Origin of the sequence: Gilliamella bombicola, assembly GCF_900094945.1 — a bacterium.
Taxonomy (GTDB): Bacteria; Pseudomonadota; Gammaproteobacteria; order Enterobacterales; family Orbaceae; genus Gilliamella; species Gilliamella bombicola.
Window position 1 is genome coordinate 34309 of the sequence record NZ_FMAQ01000007.1, and the last position, 24992, is coordinate 59300.

At 35.8% G+C, this 24992-nt stretch carries 19 protein-coding genes and 4 tRNA genes; 15 read left to right on the top strand and 8 right to left on the bottom strand.

Annotated elements, in window-relative coordinates:
• Positions 1–128 precede the first annotated feature (128 nt).
• The 11 genes from glnA (at position 129) to GA0061081_RS07150 (ending at position 13268) form a co-directional block, all read left to right on the top strand.
• Positions 129–1538 carry a glutamate--ammonia ligase gene (gene glnA, locus GA0061081_RS07100; protein WP_091348879.1) on the top strand — a complete coding sequence of 470 codons (1410 nt, stop codon included), beginning with the start codon at positions 129–131 and terminating at the stop codon, positions 1536–1538.
• A 75-nt stretch (positions 1539–1613) separates the two neighbouring features.
• On the top strand, positions 1614–2663 hold the full coding sequence (gene glnL / locus GA0061081_RS07105) for a nitrogen regulation protein NR(II) (protein ID WP_091348883.1): 1050 nt from the start codon (positions 1614–1616) through the stop codon (positions 2661–2663).
• 11 nt (positions 2664–2674) lie between these two features.
• Positions 2675–4129, top strand: coding sequence for a nitrogen regulation protein NR(I) (gene glnG / locus GA0061081_RS07110; RefSeq protein WP_091348886.1), 1455 nt, complete (start codon positions 2675–2677; stop codon positions 4127–4129).
• Between the two features lie 232 nt (positions 4130–4361).
• Complete coding sequence (locus tag GA0061081_RS07115; RefSeq protein WP_425337791.1) at positions 4362–5303, top strand: siderophore ABC transporter substrate-binding protein; 942 nt, start codon at positions 4362–4364, stop codon at positions 5301–5303.
• Positions 5304–5314: 11 nt separating this feature from the next.
• Entirely contained in the window at positions 5315–6271 is a 957-nt protein-coding gene (locus tag GA0061081_RS07120) for an ABC transporter permease (RefSeq protein WP_091349163.1), read from the top strand.
• Entirely contained in the window at positions 6261–7232 is a 972-nt protein-coding gene (locus tag GA0061081_RS07125) for an iron chelate uptake ABC transporter family permease subunit (RefSeq protein WP_091348891.1), read from the top strand. Before GA0061081_RS07120 ends, GA0061081_RS07125 begins: the two co-directional genes overlap by 11 nt.
• Positions 7229–7984, top strand: a complete 756-nt coding sequence (locus GA0061081_RS07130; RefSeq protein ID WP_091348894.1) for an iron ABC transporter ATP-binding protein — start codon at positions 7229–7231, stop codon at positions 7982–7984. The genes GA0061081_RS07125 and GA0061081_RS07130 overlap by 4 nt, the downstream gene beginning before the upstream one ends.
• A 197-nt stretch (positions 7985–8181) precedes the next feature.
• Positions 8182–9189, top strand: a complete 1008-nt coding sequence (gene cra, locus GA0061081_RS07135; protein WP_091348896.1) for a catabolite repressor/activator — start codon at positions 8182–8184, stop codon at positions 9187–9189.
• A 212-nt stretch (positions 9190–9401) separates the two neighbouring features.
• On the top strand, positions 9402–10574 hold the full coding sequence (gene fruB, locus GA0061081_RS07140; RefSeq protein ID WP_091348898.1) for a fused PTS fructose transporter subunit IIA/HPr protein: 1173 nt from the start codon (positions 9402–9404) through the stop codon (positions 10572–10574).
• Positions 10575–11510, top strand: coding sequence for a 1-phosphofructokinase (fruK, locus tag GA0061081_RS07145; RefSeq protein ID WP_091349027.1), 936 nt, complete (start codon positions 10575–10577; stop codon positions 11508–11510).
• Between the two features lie 9 nt (positions 11511–11519).
• Complete coding sequence (locus GA0061081_RS07150; RefSeq protein WP_091349031.1) at positions 11520–13268, top strand: fructose-specific PTS transporter subunit EIIC; 1749 nt, start codon at positions 11520–11522, stop codon at positions 13266–13268.
• Positions 13269–13329: 61 nt separating this feature from the next.
• Here GA0061081_RS07150 and GA0061081_RS07155 read toward each other — a convergent pair whose 3' ends face one another.
• The gene (locus GA0061081_RS07155) at positions 13330–13905 is read right to left on the bottom strand and encodes an LOG family protein (protein ID WP_091349035.1); all 576 of its coding nucleotides are present in this window, start codon (positions 13903–13905) and stop codon (positions 13330–13332) included.
• 148 nt (positions 13906–14053) lie between these two features.
• Between GA0061081_RS07155 and GA0061081_RS07160 the strand changes: the two genes are divergently transcribed.
• From GA0061081_RS07160 to pflA, 4 genes are all read left to right on the top strand, one after another.
• Positions 14054–14129: transfer RNA gene (locus GA0061081_RS07160), tRNA-Asn, on the top strand.
• Between the two features lie 727 nt (positions 14130–14856).
• Positions 14857–15705, top strand: coding sequence for a formate transporter FocA (focA, locus tag GA0061081_RS07165; RefSeq protein ID WP_238786092.1), 849 nt, complete (start codon positions 14857–14859; stop codon positions 15703–15705).
• 68 nt (positions 15706–15773) lie between these two features.
• Positions 15774–18056 (top strand): formate C-acetyltransferase, encoded by a 2283-nt coding sequence (pflB, locus tag GA0061081_RS07170; RefSeq protein ID WP_091349038.1) that lies wholly within the window; start codon positions 15774–15776, stop codon positions 18054–18056.
• Positions 18057–18298: 242 nt separating this feature from the next.
• Positions 18299–19078: a pyruvate formate lyase 1-activating protein gene (pflA, locus tag GA0061081_RS07175; RefSeq protein ID WP_237410289.1), complete on the top strand. Its 780-nt coding sequence runs from the start codon at positions 18299–18301 to the stop codon at positions 19076–19078.
• A gap of 51 nt (positions 19079–19129) precedes the next feature.
• Here the strand turns inward: pflA and rarD are convergent, their stop codons facing one another.
• The 7 genes from rarD to alaS form a co-directional block, all read right to left on the bottom strand.
• Positions 19130–20023, bottom strand: coding sequence for an EamA family transporter RarD (gene rarD / locus GA0061081_RS07180; protein ID WP_091349042.1), 894 nt, complete (start codon positions 20021–20023; stop codon positions 19130–19132).
• Between the two features lie 65 nt (positions 20024–20088).
• Positions 20089–21381, bottom strand: a complete 1293-nt coding sequence (gene serS / locus GA0061081_RS07185) for a serine--tRNA ligase (RefSeq protein WP_091349045.1) — start codon at positions 21379–21381, stop codon at positions 20089–20091.
• A gap of 153 nt (positions 21382–21534) precedes the next feature.
• Positions 21535–21611, bottom strand: a tRNA-Arg gene (locus GA0061081_RS07190).
• 19 nt (positions 21612–21630) lie between these two features.
• Positions 21631–21707, bottom strand: a tRNA-Arg gene (locus tag GA0061081_RS07195).
• A gap of 18 nt (positions 21708–21725) precedes the next feature.
• Positions 21726–21818 (bottom strand) — tRNA-Ser (locus GA0061081_RS07200).
• 129 nt (positions 21819–21947) lie between these two features.
• Positions 21948–22142: a carbon storage regulator CsrA gene (gene csrA / locus GA0061081_RS07205; protein WP_091349048.1), complete on the bottom strand. Its 195-nt coding sequence runs from the start codon at positions 22140–22142 to the stop codon at positions 21948–21950.
• Positions 22143–22280: 138 nt separating this feature from the next.
• Complete coding sequence (gene alaS / locus GA0061081_RS07210; protein WP_091349051.1) at positions 22281–24914, bottom strand: alanine--tRNA ligase; 2634 nt, start codon at positions 24912–24914, stop codon at positions 22281–22283.
• Positions 24915–24992 lie beyond the last annotated feature (78 nt).

The window sequence follows — 24992 nt, forward strand, 5'->3', positions numbered from 1 at the left end:
TATTTGTGATACTTGCTTCATGAATGCACCGTTGAAAAATTGGCATTATATTTGCATAGATTATAACAGTTTGGCAAAAATGCCTTAAAAACTGAACAATTATTATTTGTCCTTAATGGAGAAGATACATGTCTACACAAAAAGTTTTAACACTAATTAAAGAAAACGACGTTAAGTTTGTTGATTTGCGTTTTACTGATACTAAAGGTAAAGAACAACACGTAACAATACCTGTTAGTCAAATCGATGCTGATTTTTTTGAAGATGGTAAAATGTTCGACGGTTCATCGATTGCAGGGTGGAAAGGGATTAATGAGTCAGATATGGTGTTAATGCCTGACGCTTCAACAGCCGTAATCGATCCATTTTTTGAAGATACAACGTTAAACCTTCGTTGTGATGTATTAGAGCCAGCAACTTTACAAGGGTATGATCGTGACCCTCGTTCAATCGCTAAACGTGCCGAAGAGTATCTAAAATCATCAGGTATTGCTGATACTGTGATTTTTGGGCCTGAACCAGAATTTTTCTTATTTGATGATGTCCGCTTTGGTTCGCCAATGTCTGGTAGTTTTGTGCATATCGATGATATTGAAGCGGCTTGGAACTCTGGTACAAAATATGAAGAAGGTAATAAAGCGCATCGCCCTGGCGTAAAAGGCGGATATTTTCCACTTCCACCCGTTGATTCCTCGCAAGATATCCGTTCTGAAATGTGTTTAATTATGGAGCAACTTGGCTTAGTGGTTGAAGCCCACCATCATGAAGTTGCTACTGCGGGGCAAAACGAAATTGCCTGTCGCTTTAATACGCTAACTAAAAAAGCTGATGAAGTGCAAATCTATAAATATGTCGTACAAAATGTGGCACACGCTTATGGCAAAACAGCGACATTTATGCCAAAACCAATGTTTGGTGATAATGGTTCTGGTATGCACTGTCACCAATCATTAGCGAAAGATGGCGTAAATTTATTTGCTGGAGATAAATATGCGGGTCTTTCAGAAATGGCATTATTCTATATTGGTGGTATTATCAAACATGCAAAAGCCATCAATGCATTTACTAACCCTGCAACTAACTCTTATAAACGTCTGGTTCCGGGCTATGAAGCGCCAGTTATGCTTGCATATTCTGCTCGTAACCGTTCTGCATCAATTCGTATTCCTGTTGTGACTAGCCCTAAAGCGCGTCGTATTGAGGTTCGTTTCCCAGATCCAGCAGGTAATCCATACTTATCATTTGCTGCTCAGTTAATGGCTGGTTTAGATGGTATTATTAATAAAATTCACCCTGGCGATGCGATGGATAAAAACTTATACGATTTACCACCAGAGGAATCTAAATTAATTCCTCAAGTCGCTGGTTCGCTTGAAGAGGCACTTAATGCATTAGATGCAGATCGTGAATTCTTAACACGTGGTAATGTCTTTACTAATGATACTATTGATGCATATATTGATTTAAAACGTCAAGATGTTGATCGTGTACGTATGACACCACATCCAGTTGAATTTGAGTTGTACTATAGCTTATAAATTATTTTTTATATAACTTAGCGTGTTACCCACCGCTTGTTAGCGGTGGTTTCTAATCAGGACGGAAATCCAACGATGACATTTAATAATGAATCTGATGCTAATCTTGTTCTTGATTCTATGATTACAAGTATTTTATTACTTGATACAAAGCTCAATATTCTCTATGCCAATACTGCAGCACAGCAGTTATTAGCACAAAGTTCTAAAAAACTATTAGAAAGTTACTTTCCTGATTTATTAGGGTATTTCTCGTTAGATATTGATTTAATGCTCAGTGCATTAGCTCAAAATCAAGGTTTTACAGATAATGAAGTTAATTTAGTTATTAATAATGAGCTACATATTTTATCGCTGACAGCTCAGCTGTTAGTTAATGGTCGGATTTTGATTGAAATGGCGCCGTTAAATAATCATAAACGCCTTAGCCAAGAACAATTACAACAAGCTCAACAAAGTGCCGCTCGTGAATTAGTTCGAGGACTTGCTCATGAAATTAAAAATCCATTAGGTGGGCTCAGAGGTGCGGCTCAGTTATTATCACGAGAGTTACCTAAAAATGAATTGCAAGATTATACAAAAATCATTATTGAACAAGCAGATAGATTACGTAATCTTGTAGATAGATTATTAGGTCCGCAACAACGCTTGCAACAAAAAGAACAAAGCATTTATCAAGCAATAGAGCGTATTTATGCTTTGCTATGTTTGGAAAAGCCTATCAATATTGAAATTTTACGCGATTATGATCCAAGCTTACCTGATTTTATCCATGATTCGGAACAAATAGAACAAGTAATTTTGAATATTGTCCGCAATGCTTTGCAGGCCATTGGTTCGAATACTGGCACTATTACTATTAAGACAAGAACGGCTTTTCAGGTTACTTTACATGGACAACGTTATCGGTTATGCGCTCGTATTGATATCGAAGATACAGGACCGGGTGTGCCAGTTCATATTCAAGACACTTTATTTTACCCTATGGTTAGTGGATATAAAGATGGTACGGGTATTGGTCTTTCGATTGCTCATAATATTGTTGATCAACATTGCGGTAAAATCGAATTTAATAGTTGGCCTGGGCATACAGTGTTTTCTGTCTATTTGCCAATTAAGCAGTGAGGTAAGTTAATATGAATGTTTGGATTGTTGATGATGATAGTTCAATTCGTTGGGTATTAGAAAAAGCATTAACTCATGCTCATTTCAACTGTGTCAGCTTTTCAACTGGTCAAGAAGTGATGGACGCTTTGATTACTTATGCTGAAAAGCCAGCGGTATTAATTTCAGATATCAAAATGCCGGGGATTGATGGTTTAACATTGCTCCACGATGTTAAAGAAAAATTGCCTCATTTACCTGTTATTATTATGACTGCACATTCGGATCTTGATGCAGCAGTAAATGCCTATCAAAAAGGTGCTTACGATTATATCCCAAAACCCTTTGATGTGGACGAAGTTATACAACTGGTTGAGCGTGCAATTTTGCAAACTCAAAGCAACAAAACTAGCAATAATACAACAGCAAAAGCATCAACAGGTATTATTGGTGAAGCCCCTTCAATGCAAGAGGTCTTTCGTATTATTGGTCGATTATCTAAATCATCAATTAGTGTATTAATTAATGGTGAATCAGGAACAGGTAAAGAATTAGTTGCTAAAGCACTACACACTCACAGCCCACGTTCACAATCCCCTTTTATTGCGTTGAATATGGCGGCTATTCCTAAAGATTTGATTGAGTCTGAGCTTTTTGGGCATGAAAAAGGTGCATTCACAGGTGCTGCTCAAATTAGACATGGACGCTTTGAACAGGCTAATGGTGGTACTTTATTTTTAGACGAAATTGGTGATATGCCGCTTGATGTTCAAACTCGGTTATTAAGGGTGCTTGCTGATGGGCAGTTTTATCGTATTGGTGGTTATTCGCCCGTTAAAGTTGACGTGCGTATTATTGCTGCTACACATCAAGATTTGGATGCAAGAGTCAGGGAAGGAAAATTTAGAGAAGACTTGTTTCACCGTTTAAATGTTATTCGTATATTACTTCCACCTTTACGCGATAGAGCACAAGATATTCCAAAACTTGCTGAACATTTTTTACATACAACGGCAAAAGAGCTTGGGGTAGAAAGTAAAATACTAAGCCCAGAAGCATTAGATGTATTATGCCAATTTAACTGGCCTGGTAATGTCCGACAACTTGAAAACACCTGTCGTTGGATTACAGTAATGTCTTCAAATAAAGAGGTTTTTGTTCAAGAGTTACCGCCAGAGTTGTTGCAGTTATCAACAACTAAAACGATTGACAATAATGAACATATTGCATTGCCTGCTAGTCACTTGCCACAACAACAAACAGACTGGAAACTGTTACTAGAACAATGGGCAAAACAAGCACTCACAAATGGTCAAACTGGCATTTTAACTGAAGTAATACACGATGTTGAATGTATCTTATTAAAGAGTGCACTCAATTTTACTCGAGGTCACAAACAAGATGCCGCTCATCTATTAGGATGGGGGCGCAATACATTAACTCGTAAGCTTAAAGATTTATCAATTTCTCTAAATCAGGAATTTTAACTATTAATATTCACTATGCTACCGAATAAATCGGTAGCTTTTTTTATTCTATTTATTATCGTTTTACTTCTATTTAGCTGTCCTTTATTGCATATTATGATTTTAAACGCTTAAAGTTCATTGAACCTTATATCTTTTTTAGTTACAATCTTAACGTAAATGATAATTATTATAATTATCATTTTTGGATTTTTATTCAGGCTGATAATTAGGAGTTATAATGTATTCATATATTAAAGCGAAATTAGTAATTTTATTTACGGTCTTACTTGTTTTAGTTGGATGTGACAATAAAAAAGAACAGCAACCATCTGTAAAAACGGTTACCATTGAACATTCTCAAGGCAAAACTGAAGTACCTGACAACCCTAAAAAAGTTGTTGTTTTTAATACTGCAACGCTTGATATTATGGATGCATTAAATATTCCAGTTACAGCAGTGCCTCAATCAGATGTACATTACCCAACTTTCTTATCCAAATATGACAGTAAAGAATATACTAATGTGGGTACTTTATTTGAGCCAAATTATGAAGTTTTAAGTTCAATTCAGCCTGATATTATTATTGCTGGCGGTCGAGCCAATGATGCCTATAATAAATTAAATGATATTGCTCCAACAATTTCGTTAGATATTGATTACAATAATTTTTTAGGAAGCATAACGCAAAGAACCCGACAATTAGGTGATATTTTTCATAAGCAAAATGAAGCTGATAAGTTATTGGCTGATTTTAATCAAAAAATAGAGCAGCTAAAACAAAAAACAAGCACAGCAGGAAGTGCATTAGTTATCATGGTTAATGGTGGAAAAATGTCTGCTTATAGCGAAAAATCTCGTTTTGGTTTTGTATTTGATGTATTAGGATTCAAACCAGCAACAACTTTCCAAGAAGCAGGCCGTCACGGTAATGCTGTTACTTCAGAATTTATCTTAAGTGTTAATCCAGAATGGTTATTTGTTTTAGATAGAGATAATGCAATTGGTAATAAAGAGGCACAATCAGCACAGCAAGTATTGAATAATGAATTAATTAAAAAAACCTCAGCATGGCAGCACAATCATATTGTTTATTTAGATTCAACATCGATCTATATTTCTGGCGGTATTCAAACTTATAGTCATTTAATGGATCAAATAGATGTCGCTTTGCAAACTGAACTAGCCCATTAATGTAAAGCATGATTAAATCTTTTTATTTTATTGCAGGTATTTTTACTTTATTGCTCATGACTGCAATAAGTTTGTTTATTGGTGCTGGGAATATGACGCTATTGGACTTATGGTCTGATAGCAACATGCGCGAAATTTTCTTTGTTAGCCGTGTACCTAGAACGGTTGCTTTATTATTAGCAGGTAGTGCCATGAGTGTTGCTGGGTTAATAATGCAACTGTTAACCCAAAATCGATTTGTTGAACCTTCTTTAGTTGGCACAACACAATCAGCAAGTCTTGGCTTATTAATTATGATGGTGTTAGCTCCTAGCGCCAGTGTTATGACTAAAATGACTGTTGCCAGCTTATTTGCTATGGTCGGCACGATGGCTTTTATGATAATTTCTCGCAAAATCATTTTTAAATCAGCACTGATGGTGCCTCTTGTTGGTATTATGTTTGGAGCTGTTATTAGCGCAGTTACTACATTTTTTGCTATGTACTTTGATTTGCTACAATCGCTAGGAGGGTGGGAATCAGGTGATTTTTCAGGTATTTTGCAAGGTCGTTATGAGTTATTATGGCTAGTTGGCGGATTAACGATAGTTGCTTGTTGGAGTGCAGATCAATTTACCGTTGTTGGCTTAGGTCGAGATTTTTCGATCAATGTTGGGCTTAATTATCGTCGAGTCATGTTGACAGGGCTTATTGTTATTGCATTAATCGGTGGTATTGTCGTTGTTGTTGTCGGTGTTTTACCCTTTCTTGGACTAATTGTACCAAATATTGTTAGCTTATTATTTGGTGACAATGTTCGTAAAACCATTCCATGGATCTGTTTATTTGGTAGTGGGCTGGTTTTAATTTGCGATATCATTGGACGGATAATTCGCTATCCTTTTGAAATCCCTGTGAGTGTTATTCTTGGCGTAGTCGGCGCTATTATTTTTTTAATATTATTGAGTCGAAAACGCCATGTTAATTAATCAAAAACGTTATCTTTCAAGTCAAAAAAGAGTCTTTGGGTTATTTATTATTGCGTTAATTTGTATTACTTGTTTTATGACGATAGGACTTAAAGGTAATATTGGCTACATTTTGATGCATCGAACTTGGATTATGCTGACAATGATTTTAGTAGCTTTTTCGGCAGCAACATCAACATTACTTTTTCAAACTATCACCAACAACCGAATATTAACTCCCTCTATTATGGGATTTGAATCGCTATTTGTATTGATACAAACTATTGTGATCTTTTTTATTGATACACAAGGTATTCCTTATATTGGTATGATTGGTAGATTCATTTTTGAATCACTTTTATTAGTCTTATTTTCACTATTTTTGTATCGAGGATTATTTACTAAGCTCAAGCAAAATTTACATCTGGTATTATTAATCGGTATCATTTTAGGAACATTATTCCGCAGTTTATCTAATCTATTACAGCGTTTAATGACACCGTCCGAGTTTGCGATATTACAAAGCCGCATTTTTGCAACCTTTACGCGTGCTGAGCCGATATTGATCGTCTTTTCATTAGTGATTGCTGTTATCATCGGTTTGTTTTTATGGCGAATGCGATATCAGTTTGATGTTTTGGCTTTAGGGCGTGATAATGCGATAAATTTAGGTATTGATTACCAAAAAAGTATTACGATTATTTTATTGTTAGTCTCTGTTTTAGTTTCAATATCGACGGCATTAGTTGGGCCTTTTACTTTCTTAGGGCTTTTAATTGCTAATTTAGCTTATAGTGTTAGTGGATCAAGCCAACATCGTTTTTTACTTCCTACTGCTTTTTTATTAGGTGTTATTTTTCTTGTTGGTGGGCAGATGTTCTTAGAGCGGATCTTAAATATGGTTGGTGCATTGTCTATTGTGATTGAATTTATTGGCGGTTCATTGTTTATCTTCTTATTATTGAAAAAGGTGCCGATGTGATAGAAATTGATAATATTAGTAAAAACTATCAAACAATACCTGTATTAAAAAACGTCAACGCGACAATCTCAAAAGGCGGCATTACTGCCATCATCGGTCCAAATGGAGCAGGTAAATCGACATTATTATCGATCGTAAGTCGACTTTTGCTTGCTGATGAAGGACAAGTTAAAATTCAAAATATGGATGTTGTGAACACGCCAAGCGATAAGTTGGCCACCTATTTATCCGTATTAAGACAAGAAAATCGTTTTACCAGCAGATTGACTGTTTTTGAATTAGTTGGATTTGGGCGTTATCCTTATAGCAAAGGGCACTTAACTGCTGATGATTATGAATATATCCACCGAGCTCTTGAGTTTTTAGAACTTACGCAATATAAAGATCGCTTTTTAGATGAGCTTTCTGGTGGGCAAAGGCAACGTGCTTATGTTGCCATGGTGCTATGCCAAGATACGGAATATGTATTACTTGACGAACCACTTAATAACCTCGATATGAAACATGCTGTCGCAATGATGAAGCAACTGCGCCGTGCTGCCGATGAACTAGGTAAAACAATTGTGATCGTTATTCATGATATCAACTTTGCATCTGTCTATTCAGACTACATTTTAGCCATGAAAAATGGCGAACTGGTATATCAAGGTAACCCACAACAGATTATGGATGCTACTATTTTACAAGATATATTTGATACACCAGTCAAAATTGAAAATATTTATGATCAAAATATTGCTATTTATTACTAATGATTAATATGTTTATCATTATGGATAGGATTTAGATATTAACTAAATTTTATTTTTGGGGATTAATCATTTTTATCTTTAGGCTTTGTTATAAAACATGAAGTCAAGCTAACTTATTGAGTAAAATTATAATTATTATTTACAAATTATTTTGATTCAGGTTAAATAACTAACTATATTTTAGTTGGGATAGCGTTATGAAATTAGAACAAATCGCACTTTTAGCTGGTGTTTCAAGGACAACTGCAAGTTATGTTGTTAATGGAAAAGCCAAAAAGCACCGCGTTAGTGACAAGACAATCGAAAAAGTGATGGCGGTGGTCAAACAGTATAATTACCGACCTAATGCAGTGGCAGCAGGGCTTAGAGCAGGTAAAACACGAACTATCGGCATCATTATTCCCGATTTGGAAAACAACAGTTACACTCGCATCGCCAATTATTTAGAACAATTAGCCAGAAAAGAAGGATATCAATTATTACTGGCATGTTCAAAAGATAACCCACAAATCGAAAAAGAATGTGTCAAGCATCTTCAACAACGTCGTGTCGACGCATTACTAATTTCATCGTCATTCGTTTCTAATCAAGATTGTCTTTTTTATGATGACTGGCAAAACGAAAAAATCCCTCTATTTGCGCTAGATAGGATATTGTCTACATCGAAATTTAGAAACATTGTTGGTGCAGACAAACAAGACTCAAAATCGCTAGCTCAAGCATTCAATAACTTTGTACAAGATTCTGTCGTATATATCGGGGCATTACCCAATTTATCTGTTAGTCAACTTCGTCTAGATGGTTTTAACGATATCAAACTTAATCATTGCAATAAAGTTGATTTTTTATATGCAAATAATTATAGTCGTCACGATGCTGATTTTGCCTTTAGTCAATGGCTAGAAAGCCATGCAATGCCCAATGGTATTTTTACAACTTCTTTTTCTTTATTACAAGGAACCATTGATGCAATTTTAAGAAAATTTAAACGTTTGCCCGAAACCTTAACAATTGCTACTTTTGGTGATAATGAACTGTTAGATTTTTTGCCATGTAAAGTAATATCACTTTCACAAGATCATAAAGAAGTTGCTAGTGTCACAATAAAACTATTTTTAAATTATTTGCATAATCAAAACTATCAATCTGGTACCACAATAATCCCAAGACGCTTAATTTATCGGGGCAGTTTGGGTCGTGAATAAATTGATAAATAACAATTTTATTATTTATTTTAAAATAGTTTAAATAAAAACAAGATCCAGATCACAAATAAATTATTAATAGATATAATTTATTTGATAATTAATGTTAATCAATTCATTATTGCTGAAACGATTCAATAAGGTTGGTTAAAGGATTTGCTTTTGTGTGAATTTTTAAATCAGCCTACATTTAACCCTGAGGTATTTATGATATGTTTCATTTAGTTAAAGAGAATATTCATTTAAATGAACAAGCCACTAATAAAACTGAAGCGATAAAAAAAATTGCTGCAACCTTAACTAGTGCAGGATTTGTTGAACAAGGTTATGTCGACGGAATGCTTGAACGAGAATCTCAAGCTGCTACCTATCTGGGTATAGGTATTGCTATTCCTCATGGTACAACCAAAACTCGCCATTTAGTCAAAAAAACAGGGGTGCAAGTTTTTTGCTTCCCGAATGGTGTTGAATGGGGAGATGAGGGGGAAAAAGCCTATCTTGCAATCGGTATTGCTGCCAGTTCTGATGAACATTTAGAATTGCTTCGACAATTAACCCATATACTTAGTGCAGATGGTGTTGAAGAACGAATTAAAAAGATCCAAACTACCGATGAAGCCATTGCCATTTTAACTGGCAAAGCAAGTGCTCAAGACAGCCAATTTACTATTGACTCGTCAACATTACTACTTGATATCCCCGCGGACAGTTTAGCTATGTTGCAGGCATTGAATGCCTCGCGTTTAAAACAACAAAATGCGGTAAATGCAACTTTTATTGCTGACGTGTTAGACAGCAAGCCAAATTACCTTGGAAGCGGTGTTTGGTTAAATGATAGCAAAAATGGCAATATAAAAAATGCCATTGCCATTAGCCGTACAACTAGCAATCTAAACGAAATCGGAAATCCGGTTAAATTACTTATCACAATGTCTGTTGTTGATGATGCTATTTCTGACGTTGTCAGTAATATTGCCTCTTTAGTTTACAATCAAAAACTAGACCAACTAGTATCAGCTAATGCTGATAAACTCATTAATTTGTTGCTTTCTGAGCAGCAGGTATCAGCCTCAAATTCTGCATCACAGACAAGATTAAATAATGACGGGCTCACTTGTGAATTTATTGTTCCTAACGAAAACGGTTTACATACCCGGCCATCGTCGGTTTTAGTCAAACTCGTTAAAGAATTTAACTGCAAAGTGACTGTGGCTAATTTAGATGGTAAAGGTGAACCAGTAAGTGCAACGAGCTTAATGAAAATTGTTGCACTAGGTGCTAAAAAAGGCAGTCGATTACAATTTACCGCCGTTGGCGACGATGCCGAACAAGCGCTTGAAGCAATTGGGAAAGCGATTGAAAACGGTTTAGGTGAGGGTGTTTAAATGACTTATCGTATTGCAACAATCACCTTAAATCCTGCTTATGATCTTTTAGGTTTTTGCTCAAAAGTAGAGCTTGGCGATGTTAATTTAGTCCAAACCAATGCGTTACTAGCTGCTGGTAAAGGCATCAATGTTGCTAAAGTTTTGTCGGATTTAGATGTTCAATTATCTGTTGGTGGTTTTTTAGGTAAAGAAAACCGTGATGGCTTTAATTTATTATTTAAATCATTAAATGTGGTTGATAAATTTGAAACAATTGACGGTCGTACACGTATTAATGTCAAATTAACCGAAGAAAATAGTGAAGTGACCGATCTAAATTTTTCTGGCTTTACTATCAGTGAGCAAGACTGGCAAAGCTTTGTAAAAAACTCGCTTGAATGGTTAAAAGACATTGATATGGTTGCTATTAGCGGTAGTTTACCTGCTGGAGTATCACTTGATAAATTTACAAATTGGATGGAACAAGTTAAAGCGATTTGTCCAAAAATTGTATTTGATAGTAGTCGAGATGCATTGGTAGCAGGATTAAAAGCAAAACCATGGTTAATCAAGCCAAATGATAAAGAGCTTGAAATGTGGATTGGTCGCAAATTATCTACATTGGATGAAGTAAAAAAAGCTGCTATGGAATTAGTTAATGGTGGCGTAGACAATGTCATTATTTCGCTTGGAAGTAAAGGTGCATTATGGGTCACTAAAAATGAAGCATGGTTAGCAAAACCGCCTAAATGCCAAGTAGTTAGCACTGTGGGGGCCGGTGATTCAATGGTCGCTGGTTTAATATATGGTTTAATCACTGAGCAATCAATTAAAGACACTTTAGTATTTGCATCAAGTGTTGCGGCTTTATCGGTTGGACAGGCTGGTGTGGGTATCGCTGAACGCCAAGCTATAAATAATATGCTAGAAAAAATTGAAATAATTGCTGCATAAGGAGTATTCATGAATATATATATTATTGAAGGTAGTCATGCAGGTCCAGTTAATGGACGTTTAGCTAAAGCTGAATTAGCTCTAGCGGCAAATGCCTTAAATTTAAACGTAGTTGATAGTGCTGGATCAGCAGATGTTATTGTCGCTGTCGGTTCGGGAACCATTAGTGATAAATCAGTGGTAGGTAAAAAAGTTTATGTTGTTGAAGACTTAAATCAGCTTTTTGCTAATCCAAAACAGATTTTAACTGATGCACAAAGTAAAGCTAGTGTTTATGAACAATCTGCTAAGGTGGCACCGACATCAACGTCAAGTCATGGTGTAAAACGCATTGTTGCTGTTACTGCTTGTCCAACAGGAGTTGCACATACCTTTATGGCGGCAGAAGCGATTGAAGAAGAGGCCAAAAAACGGGGATGGTGGTGTAAAGTTGAAACCCGTGGTTCAGTTGGTGTAGGGAATGAATTAACACCAGAAGAAGTCGCTTCTGCTGATGTTGTTATCGCAGCTTGTGATATTGATGTCGACTTAAGCAAATTTGCAGGCAAAAAACTTTATCGCACTAAAACAGGCCCAGCTTTGAAAAAAACTGCGCAAGAATTTGATAAGGCATTTGAAGAAGCAACCGTGTATCAACCAAGTGCTAATGCTTCGGTAGCTAAGTCTAATAAAGAAAAAAAAGGATTTTATCAACACCTTTTAACGGGTATTTCGTACATGTTACCAATGGTTGTAGCTGGCGGTTTGATTATTGCTCTATCATTTGCATTGGGTGAATTTAAAGATGTATTAAAAACGGTGAAAGTCTTAGAAAATGGCGTCGAAGTAGTAAAAGAAGTATTAGTAAACGAACTTGTTGGGGAGCCGCACTTAAAACTGATTGGCGATGAGGCTTTCTCTCTCATGGTACCGTTGTTAGCAGGATATATTGCCTATTCAATTGCCGATAGACCGGGTTTAGTACCAGGACTTGTTGGTGGTTTACTTGCGGTATCGACTCAAGCAGGCTTCTTAGGTGGTATTTTTATTGGTTATTTTGCTGGTTATTTAGCAATGTGTATTTCCAAATATTTACCATTACCAAAAACACTTGAGGCGTTAAAACCGATCCTAATTGTACCACTATTTGCGACATTAATAACCGGTTTAGTGATGCTGTTTATTTTTGGCGCACCTATCGCATGGTTAATGGCTTCCTTGGATTCATGGCTAAATTCGATGAATTCAAATCCAAATACTGCTGTGATTTTGGGGGTAATTCTAGGGGGAATGATGTGTACCGATATGGGGGGACCTATCAATAAAGCAGCGTATTTATTCGGAACCACATTAATTTCATCACATCAATATATGCCAATGGCTGCAGTTATGGCTGGAGGTATGGTTCCACCGCTAGCTATGGGATTAGCAACACTTATTGCACGCAAAAAATTTGCTAAAACTGAACAAGAAAGTGGTAAAGCTTCATTGGTATTAGGTTTATGCTTTATATCTGAAGGGGCAATTCCATTTGCCGCTCGTGATCCATTGCGCGTTATTCCGTGTTGTATTATTGGTGGTGCTATCACTGGAGGTATGGCGTTAGCCTTTGGTTCTCAGCTAATGACTCCACATGGAGGTTTATTTGCTTTAGCGATTCCTGGCGTGGTTAAACCAGTAGTCGGCTACCTGTTATCTATTGTTGCTGGTTCTGTTATTGCAGGTGTGGCATATGCATTTATTAAAAAACCAGAATCAGAATCTACAACCGTAGCTTAATATTGATAATATAAATAAAAAATGCCATCAAATGATGGCGTTTTTTATCATCAATAATACATTATTTTTTTACCCAACGCTGTAAGTCTTTAGGAATAAAGTGATCTATTTGTTGTAATATCAATTGAGGATCTTCCGAAACGATTAATGTTTTATAAAAACTATCTCGAACAAACCCTTCGTTCACAGCATGTTGTAAAAAACTGAGCATAGGCTGCCAAAATTCAGCTGGATTAAATAAAGCCACCGGCTTTTCGTGATAACCGATTTGCATACCAGTCCAGACTTCAAAAATTTCTTCTAGCGTACCTGTTCCGCCTGGCATAGCAATAAAACCATCGGCAAGCTCAGACAGTCTTGCTTTGCGCTGATGCATATTATCCACCACTTCTAAACGAGTGATTCCGTGGTGAGCTGTTTCGGCTTTAACTAAACGTTCCGGGATTATGCCAATTACCTCGCCTCCATGAGCCAAGACTGCATTAGCAATAATCCCCATTAAGCCTTTATTACCACCACCATAGATTAAACGCCTATGTTGCTCAGCTAACATTTTACCTAATTGTTCAGCATGAGCACGATATTCTGGACGATTTCCTTCACCAGCGCCACAAAAAACACAAATATTTTTTTTCATCAATTTTATTCTACCTTTTATATTACTTATCTATTATTTTAACACAGTAATCACAGAATTTGCTTACAAGCTGAGCAGTTGATTCTGTTTGGTGTTTTAGAGATTGACATTGTTGTTATAGATAGTTAATATTCTGCATGTTGAGTGTTCCTCCATAGTTCAGTCGGTAGAACGGCGGACTGTTAATCCGTATGTCACAGGTTCAAGTCCTGTTGGAGGAGCCAATTGTCGAATACTTAGAAACCTGCTTATAAGCGGGTTTTTTTATATCAATAATATATGTATTGATTCCTTTTATTGTTGTAACAAATGCGATTAAACCACATTTAATTAGGTATGTATATAATTTATATATCATTATTATAAAAATATATTTGGAGATATATAAGTTTAGTGGTAGCTTTTTAACATTTTTACATAAAATCAAATTCAAAATATGCGATAAACGCCAGAGGCTCAGATGGTAATTATGCATATTCCGTCAACACAAAAAACAAAAAAGCTACGGTGCTAAATCAAAATTATGGTTGATCTGTAGTATTTTAGGATTAATTTATCATTAATACCAGAACCGAAAATCTACCGTTTATCTAAATTAAACCAGCAAAAGTAATTCAAAGTTGTGTTAAGCAATAACTTCCCCTAGAACCCATTAATAAGTGTGAGTTTATTTCTCTGCTAAAAGAGGTGCCTTTTTGTAAAAGGTATTTGATAAATATGTTGATTTTATTTGTTTTTTTATATTTTTTGTAAAAAAATGAACGTTTCCAAATCAAAAAATTCTACTTTTTCCTAGAAAAATCCCCTATGAAATTTTTATTATTAGCAACTTCTTTAATAAACAGCGTTTTTTTTATTTTTAAAATTTTTTCATAAAAAAAACGTGATCTGCCTCAATTTTTGAGTATACTATGCGTCTCATAAAACCCTAGTTTTTTTGAGGATGTTAGTTTGAGTACCGATAAACTTGTAGATTCCTATTCTCCCGCACAAATGACCCAAATTGCCGAAGATATTGGTAATTACAAAGTAAATAAACCCCTATATAGCACAGTTTTATCTGCGATTCTTGCAGGTGTTTTTATCTCTATTGCTTTCGTGTTTTATATTACCGTAACAACAGGAACCGCAACTGTTGCTTTTGGTTTAGCAAAATTGGTCGGTGGTATCTGTTTTTCATTGGGACTGATGCTGGTTGTTTGTTGTGGTTCAGACTTATTTACTTCAACCGTATTAACCATTTTACCTAAAATGACTCACAAAGTGAGTTGGGCAAAAATGATCCGTAATTGGATTTTTGTCTATATCGGTAACTTTATTGGTGCTATACTGTTTGTCACAGTTATTTGGTTTTCTGGTCAGTATATGGTTGCTAATGGTTTGTGGGGATTGAATATTTTACAAACTGCTGATCATAAGCTACATCATACCTTTATTGAAGCTGTGTGTCTTGGTTTTCTCGCTAATTTAATGGTTTGTTTGGCTGCTTGGATGAGTTATGCTGGACGTAGTTTACTCGATAAAATGCTCATTATGGTATTACCTGTCGCCATGTTTGTTGCCAGCGGTTTTGAGCATAGCATTGCAAATATGTTTATGATTCCAATGGGCATTGTCATTAACAATTTTGCTTCTCCTGAATTTTGGCAAGCTGTTGGTGCATCACCAGATGCATTTAAAGAGCTAACAGTAACGCATTTTATATTTAACAATTTGATTCCAGTTACAATAGGGAATATTTTAGGTGGTTTGGCTGTGGCGCTACCTTATTGGGCTTTATATTTACGTAAGCCGCATTGATTTTATAATATTTACCCTCATATATAAGAGGATAAATAGATATTTTTGTAAACCTGAGGTGAAAAACTATGAGTAATTTAAACGAAGTACAAGCAGCTGCTTGGAAAGGCTTTAAAGATGGTGATTGGCAAAATAATGTTAATGTCCGCGATTTTATTCAAAAGAACTACACGCCATATGAGGGCGATGAGTCTTTCTTAGCTGGCGCAACTGAAGCGACAACTAAGTTATGGGATAAAGTAATGGAAGGCATTAAAATTGAAAATGCTACCCATGCCCCTGTGGATTTTGATACAAGTGTTATTTCGACAATTACTGCTCATGATGCAGGTTATATTGAAAAAGATTTAGAAAAAATTGTTGGTTTACAAACTGAAAAACCACTAAAACGTGCAATTATTCCGTTTGGTGGTATCAAAATGATCGAGAATTCTTGTAAAGCTTATAACAGAACTCTTGATCCTTTAGTTAAAAAAATCTTCACAGAATATCGTAAAACACATAACCAAGGTGTTTTTGATATCTATACCCCAGATATTCTTCGTTGTCGTAAATCAGGTGTTATCACTGGTCTTCCTGATGCTTACGGTCGTGGTCGTATTATTGGTGATTACCGTCGTGTTGCTCTTTACGGTATCGACTACTTAATGCAAGATAAATTTGCACAATTTAATTCATTACAAGCAGATTTCGAAAACGGTGTTGATTTAGCAATGACTATGCAACGTCGTGAAGAAATCGCAGAACAACATCGTGCGCTTGGTCAAATTAAAGAAATGGCCGCTAAATATGGTTACGATATTTCAGCACCAGCTAAAACAGCACAAGAAGCAGTGCAATGGACTTACTTCGGTTATTTAGCTGCGGTTAAATCACAAAATGGTGCAGCAATGTCATTAGGTCGTACGTCGACTTTCTTTGATATTTACTTCCAACGTGATCTTCAAGCAGGATTAATTACTGAAAAAGATGCGCAAGAAATTGTTGACCATTTCGTTATGAAATTACGTATGGTTCGTTTCTTACGTACTCCTGAATATGATGAGTTATTCTCTGGCGATCCAATTTGGGCAACTGAATCTATCGCAGGTATGGGGGTTGATGGTCGTACTTTAGTTACTAAGACTTCTTTCCGTTTCTTAAATACTTTATATACAATGGGTCCATCACCAGAACCTAATATGACTATCCTTTGGTCTGAAAAATTACCAAGTGGATTTAAAGAGTTCGCATCAAAAGTATCAATTGATACTTCATCATTACAATACGAAAATGATGATTTAATGCGTCCTGACTTTAATAATGATGACTATGCTATTGCATGTTGTGTAAGCCCAATGATTGTGGGTAAACAAATGCAATTCTTTGGTGCGCGTGCAAACCTTGCTAAAACACTTCTATACGCAATCAACGGCGGTGTGGATGAAAAATTAAAAATGCAAGTTGGTCCTAAAGAAGCGCCAATTACTGATGAATATTTAGATTTTGATACAGTATTTGCACGTTTAGATCACTTTATGGATTGGTTAGCAAAACAATACGTAACAGCATTAAACGCTATTCACTACATGCATGATAAATATAGTTATGAAGCATCATTAATGGCATTACATGATCGTGATGTGATTCGTACTATGGCATGTGGTATTGCCGGTCTTTCTGTTGCTGCTGACTCACTTTCTGCGATTAAATATGCAAAAGTAAAAACTATTCGTGATGAAGATGGTTTAGCGACTGACTTTGAAATCGAAGGTGAATATCCACAATTTGGTAACAATGATCCACGAGTCGATGATATTGCTGTTGATCTAGTTGAACGTTTCATGAAGAAAATTCAAAAACTTAAAACTTATCGTAATGCAATTCCTACTCAGTCAGTATTAACTATTACTTCAAACGTTGTTTATGGGAAGAAAACTGGTAATACTCCTGATGGTCGTCGTGCTGGTGCACCATTTGGACCGGGTGCTAATCCAATGCACGGACGTGACCAAAAAGGTGCGGTGGCTTCATTAACCTCTGTTGCTAAATTACCATTTGCTTATGCTAAAGACGGTATTTCTTATACTTTCTCTATCGTTCCAAATGCATTAGGTAAAGATGATGATGTGCGTAAACGTAATTTAGCCGGCTTAATGGATGGTTACTTCCATCACGAAGCAACAATTGAAGGTGGTCAACATCTAAATGTTAACGTATTAAATCGTGATACATTATTAGATGCAATGGAGCATCCTGAAAAATATCCACAGTTAACCATTCGTGTTTCTGGATATGCGGTACGTTTCAATTCTTTAACTAAAGAGCAGCAAAATGACGTAATTAGTCGTACATTTACGCAAGCAATGTAATTGAGTTAATTAATTATTAAAATAGCGTCCTTAAGGGCGCTATTTTTTTATCAAGATTAAAAGAATATTGGTGTCAACTTTTATTAAATATCAATATGATGATAATAATTGAATACTGTTGATATTTATTCGGTATAATTAAACAAAATATAATTAGCGTCGATTAATATAATTGGTGTAAGCCAGATGCTATCGGCGTTAAAATTATTAAAAGCAATATGGGCAATGATTAGAGATTATCTATGGAACAACAAAATATTATTATGACAACCAAATCACCTATTAAAGGCCGCATTCACTCTTTTGAATCCTTTGGTACTGTTGATGGCCCTGGAATTCGCTTTATTGTTTTTTTTCAAGGTTGTTTAATGCGTTGCTTGTATTGCCATAATCGTGATACTTGGGATTTAAAAGAGGGAAAAGAAGTCACTGTTGATGAATTGATGAAAGAAATTGTTTCTTACAAGAGTTTTATTATGCCTAATGGTGGTGGCGTGACGGCTTCTGGTGGTGAGGCAACGCTACAAGCTGAATTTGTTACAGAATGGTTTAAAGCTTGTCATCAAGAGGGTATTAGCACTTGTTTAGATACAAATGGTTATGCAAGACAGCTCGATCATGTTGTTGATGAACTTTTAGACGTTACTGATTTAGTTATGCTTGACTTAAAACAAGTCAATGATGAAATTCATCAAAAATTAGTTGGTGTTCCTAATAAGCGGGTTCTCGAGTTTGCCAAATATTTACAAAAAATCAATAAACGAACTTGGATACGTTATGTGGTTGTTCCCGGATGGACCGATGATGATAATTCAGCGCATTTGCTTGGTCAATTTATTCACGGGATGGACAATATTGAGCGTGTAGAATTGCTTGCTTACCATAAAATGGGGGCATATAAATGGGATACACTTGGCGATGAATATAAGTTGGAAGGGGTTGAAGCTCCACCAAGAGAAACGCTTGATAGAATCAAAGGCATCATAGAAAGTTATGGCCATTATGTCACTTTTAGTAAATAATAAATCAGCTGTTTGACACAAGGCACAATGAATTGTGCCTTTTAGTATCCATTAAATTCTTTTGCGTTTTATTGTTCGCATAACAAAAATCCCACCCTCCAAAGCTAGAATGCCAACCGATAGCCAAATAAATCCATATGATACAATATGCTTTGATGAGACTGTTTCATGTAAAAATACTATTGAAATAATTGTCAGTAGTATGGGTTCTACATATCCCAATAAACCAAATAATCCCATGGGTAGTAAGCGACTTGCAACAAAATACATAGCAAAAGCTACAGCAGTGATGATGCCTAACATAGGTATATAAATATGGAAATGAGAAAGATCACTGATTATTTTGTCTAAACGATAGTTTAAAGCACAATATACTAGGCACCCTAGGAAGATAAACAAAAAGTCAGAAAAGGTGCCAGAAATGCCATCTATTTGCAATTTGCGCCTTATTATAAAGTATATTGGGTACCCCAGAGCAATAACAGCGGTTTCCCATGAAAATGCTCCTGTAATGTAGATTTCAATAGTAACGCCTAATACAGCTAGTCCAACGGCTATTTTTTGCAAAAAACTGAGCTTTTCTTTATAAACGATCTGTCCAGAAATTACCATTGCTAATGGTAATAAAAAATAGCCTAATGAGGCGGATAATCCATGCGCATTAAGTGGTGCCCAGATAAAAATCATCATCTGTATTGTGAGCAAAAACGAAGAAAATAATAACCCCAATAAAAGAAGCGGTTGTTGTTTTATTCGACTAAATAGTGCTGTTATAGCTGACCACTGTTTTCCTGCAATGATTAATACAACTATTGCAGGAAATGAGGTTAGTAATCGCCAACAAAAAATATCAACAACAGATAAGGGATGTAACAAAACTGGATAGTAATAAAGTAACCCAAATAAACATGATGCAAGTATTGAAAGTGCTACACCTTTTATCATTTTTCCACCGTTGTTAATAAAAAAGCGCTAACAAGTAGCGCTATTATATACATTAGAAGGCGCGTTTATTTAATAAACTCAACACCATTCATATAAGGTACTAAAACTGATGGAACTTTAATTGAACCATCTGCTTGTTGATAGTTTTCCATAATTGCAACTAGCGTTCGACCAACAGCTAAACCAGAACCATTCAGTGTATGGACTAAATATGTTTTATTGTCAGCTTTATTGCGATAACGAGCTTGCATACGTCGAGCTTGGAAATCCCACATATTTGAACAAGAAGAGATCTCTCTATAGGTATTTTGAGCTGGTACCCATACTTCAAGATCATAGGTTTTACATGAACCAAAGCCCATATCACCAGTACACAGTACAATTTTTCGATATGGTAGTTCAAGTAATTGTAATACTTTTTCTGCGTGAGCAGTTAGCTCTTCTAGTGCTTTCATAGACTCTTCAGGCTTAACAATTTGAACCAATTCTACTTTATCAAATTGATGCATACGAATTAAGCCGCGAGTATCTTTACCATAAGATCCCGCCTCTGAACGAAAGCAAGGAGTATGCGCTGTCATTTTTAATGGCAATACACTTTCATCGAGAATTTCATCGCGTACAAGGTTAGTGACTGGCACTTCAGCGGTTGGAATTAACGCATAATTGCTACTGTCTGCTTCTTCATCAAGTGGTTTAGTATGAAATAAATCACCCGCAAATTTAGGTAATTGTCCTGTACCAAAAAGTGTTGCTTGATTTACAAGATAAGGCACATAAATTTCGGCATAGCCGTGTTGTTCGGTGTGTAAATCTAACATAAATTGGGTGATAGCACGATGTAAGCGTGCTATTTGTGATTTCATAACCACAAAACGAGCACCTGTTAGCTTTACGCCAGCTGCAAAATCAAGCCCACCAAAACGTTCACCTAATGCAACGTGATCTTGAACTGGAAAATCAAACGTTCTTGGTGTACCAAAACGTGATATTTCGACATTATCGTTTTCATCTTTACCATCAGGTACAGAATCATCAGGAATATTCGGGATAGAAGAGGCAATATCTTTAATTTGATTGAGTAACGTATCAAGCTCTATTTTTGCGCTATTAAGTTTTTCACCTAGTTTGTTGACTTCTTCACGTACAGCTGTGATATCTTCACCACGAGCCTTTGCTTGACCTATAGCTTTTGAGCGAGCGTTACGCTCAGCTTGCAAGTTTTCTGTTTCAACTTGTAATACCTTGCGCTTTTCTTCTAGATGACGAATAGCATCAACATCTAATTTAAATCCACGACGCGCTAATTTATTAGCGACAAGATCCAATTCATTTCGGAGTAAATTTGGGTCCAACATACATAATGTCCATTATTAATTAGGGAATATCTTTCTACTTCGTTGTTATTCTAATATAGATAACAGAACATATAAATCAAAAAGTAGATTGATTTATTGATATTAAAATTTGTGAGCTTAGTATACTAGAATTATATCGGGATTCAACCTAAATGGCGCACCCGAAGGGATTCGAACCCCTGACCGCTCGGTTCGAAGCCGAGTGCTCTATCCAGCTGAGCTACGGATGCGGGTAAGAACGTAAAAAAATGGTGCATCCGAAGGGATTCGAACCCCTGACCGCCCGGTTCGTAGCCGGGTACTCTATCCAGCTGAGCTACGGATGCATATTTTAATTTTTTAAATGGCGGTGAGAGAGGGATTCGAACCCTCGATGCAGCTTTTGACCGCATACTCCCTTAGCAGGGGAGCGCCTTCAGCCTCTCGGCCATCTCACCAAAGCATTATGACTTTGCTCAAACAACAAAATCATAATGTGTGGCGCACATATTACTTTTTACAAAAAATAAGTCAAACATTTTTTTATTTATACGTGCTGGTTGTTTATTTACTGCCCAATATTACCCTCAGGACTTGGGCAATTCATCGTTTATCTCTTGTGGCTGATGAATTCTGTTATATATTTCTTCTCTATGAATAGAAACTTCTTTAGGTGCATTAATACCAACTCTGACTTGATTACCTTTTACGCCCAAGATGGTAATAACTACATCATCACCAATTATTAGTGTTTCACCTACTCTCCTAGTTAAAATTAACATTAGATCTCCTAATATCAGTTAAGTATATATCCAAACAATTTTAAGATATAGCTTCGTTAGCCTCCATCTATAAAATAGAAGATGGAATTTTAAAGAAAAACTCTAATATTTAATTATTAAACATTTGAGTATATATGGCTAACTTGCTTGTAATTTGCTACTGATTTCTTTTTTCACCGAAGATAACGCTTCTGGTAACGCTGAGAGATCCGTTCCTCCTGCTTGAGCAAAATCAGGCCGCCCACCACCTTTACCACCTATCTTTAATGCTAATTGAGAAACTAATTCGCCTGCTTTAACTATATTGACTAAATCATCAGTTACACCAGCAGCTAAATTAATTTTACCATCATTAACGGCAGCTAAAATAATTACACCTGTTTTTAATTGATTTTTAAGATCATCAATCATTGTCCGTAATAATTTTGCTTCGACGCTATCTAGTTTAGCAATAAGCAAATTTTTTTTATTGATTGTTTCACATTGATTAATCAATTGTGCACTTTCTTGGCTAGCTTTCTGTGCTTTTAATTGTTCAATCGTTCTTTCAAGCAGTTTAGTTTGATCAAGCAATTGTTCAATGCGTGTTATAACTGTAGATTTGTCACTTTTAACTAATTGTCCAATTTCAGTTAATAAATTGGATTCGTTATGTATCAGATCTATTGCATTTTGTCCAGACGTTGCCTCGATACGGCGTACACCCGATGCAATGCTTGACTCTGTTATTATTTTAAATAAACCAATATCGCCAGTTCTATCTACGTGAGTACCACCACAAAGTTCAATTGAAAAATCGCCCATTGTTAGAACTCTAACAATATCTTCATATTTTTCACCAAATAAAGCCATAGCGCCTTTATCTTTAGCCTTATCAATAGGCATTAGCTCAATATCTACTGGTAAATTACGACGAATTTGTTGATTAACTAAGTTCTCTATTTCAATAATTTGTTCTGGTGTAATAGCTTGATTATGTGAAAAGTCAAAACGCAGATAGGTATCATTAACTAAAGATCCTTTTTGATGAACATGGTTACCTAAAACACGTTGTAAAGCCGCTTGTAATAAATGTGTAGCAGAATGATTACGGCGGATACGTTCGCGTAACTCGATATCAATAGCTGCAGTGATATTATCGCCAATTTTTAAAGAACCTTTAATTAGTTTTCCTAAATGGCCAATACTTTTACCATATTTTTGGCTATCAAAAACGCTAAATTCAAGATTAGCTGCAGTTAATAAACCTTTATCACCAATTTGACCACCTGATTCTCCATAAAATGGTGTTTTGTCTAAAACGACGATAGCTTCATCACCAGCACTAATATTTTCAACCTTCTGGCCATTTTTAAATATAGCAATAACTTTTCCTAAGGATTCTGTTGCCTGATAGCCTAAAAACTCAGTTTTATCATCAAGTTTAATAACATTGCTATAATCGACATTAAATGAGCTTGATTCGCGAGCTCGTTTTCTTTGCTCTTCCATGCAATGATTAAAACCAGCTTCATCAATAGTAATATTTTTTTCACGACATACATCAGCAGTTAAATCTAGCGGGAAGCCGTAAGTATCATAAAGTTTAAATGCAACATCACCAGGTAATATTTGACTGCTTAGTTTTGCTAGTTCTTGATCAAGTAAAAATAATCCGCGTTCTAATGTTTTTAAAAACTGTTCTTCTTCGATTTTGAGCGCGTCTTCAACTAATTTTCGATTATTTTCTAGTTCAACTGCTGCGCTTCCCATCACATCAATTAATGGTTTAACAAGCTTGTAGAAGAAAATATTTTTTGCACCTAGCATATGCCCATGGCGTACAGCACGTCGAATAATACGTCTTAAAACATAACCTCGACCTTCGTTTGAAGGTAATACTCCATCCGAAATTAAAAAAGCACAAGAACGAATATGGTCAGCAATAACGCGTAGAGATTTACTTTCTAAATCTTTAGTTTGAATAATATGAGCTGCATCATTAATTAATTTTTTGAATAGATCTATTTCATAATTAGAGTTGACATGTTGCAATACTGCTGCAATGCGTTCTAGTCCCATCCCAGTATCGACCGATGGTTTAGGTAATGGTTCCATTGTACCGTCAGGATGGCGATTAAATTGCATAAAGACAATGTTCCAAATTTCTATAAATCGGTCACCATCTTCTTCAGCGCTACCTGGAGGTCCCCCCCAAATATGATCTCCATGATCATAGAAAATTTCGGTACAAGGACCACAAGGCCCTGTATCTCCCATCTGCCAGAAATTATCTGAGGCATACGGGGCACCTTTATTATCACCAATACGAATTATGCGTTCTTTAGGTATACCTATTTCTTTTTCCCAAATTGTATAAGCTTCGTCATCTGTTTCATAAACGGTAACGGTTAATTTATCTTTAGGTAGATTAAACCACTTTTCGCTAGTTAACAATTCCCATGCAAAATGTATTGCATCATGCTTAAAATAGTCGCCGAAACTAAAGTTACCTAACATTTCAAAAAAAGTATGGTGTCGGGCTGTATAGCCAACATTGTCTAAATCGTTATGTTTACCACCAGCACGCACGCAACGTTGTGATGTCGTTGCTCTAGTATAAGAACGCTTATCAATACCAAGAAATACATCTTTAAATTGATTCATTCCAGCATTAGTAAATAATAATGTTGGGTCATTGTGTGGAACAAGGGAACTACTTGCGACAACTTCATGTCCTTTGTCACGGAAAAAGTCAAGAAAATTTTGACGAATTTCTGCTGTGCTTTTCATTTATGCTTCCATATAAAACGATAGATGTTTAAATATAGTAATATACCTGTTACAACAAAAGTTGAAAAGTAAATATTC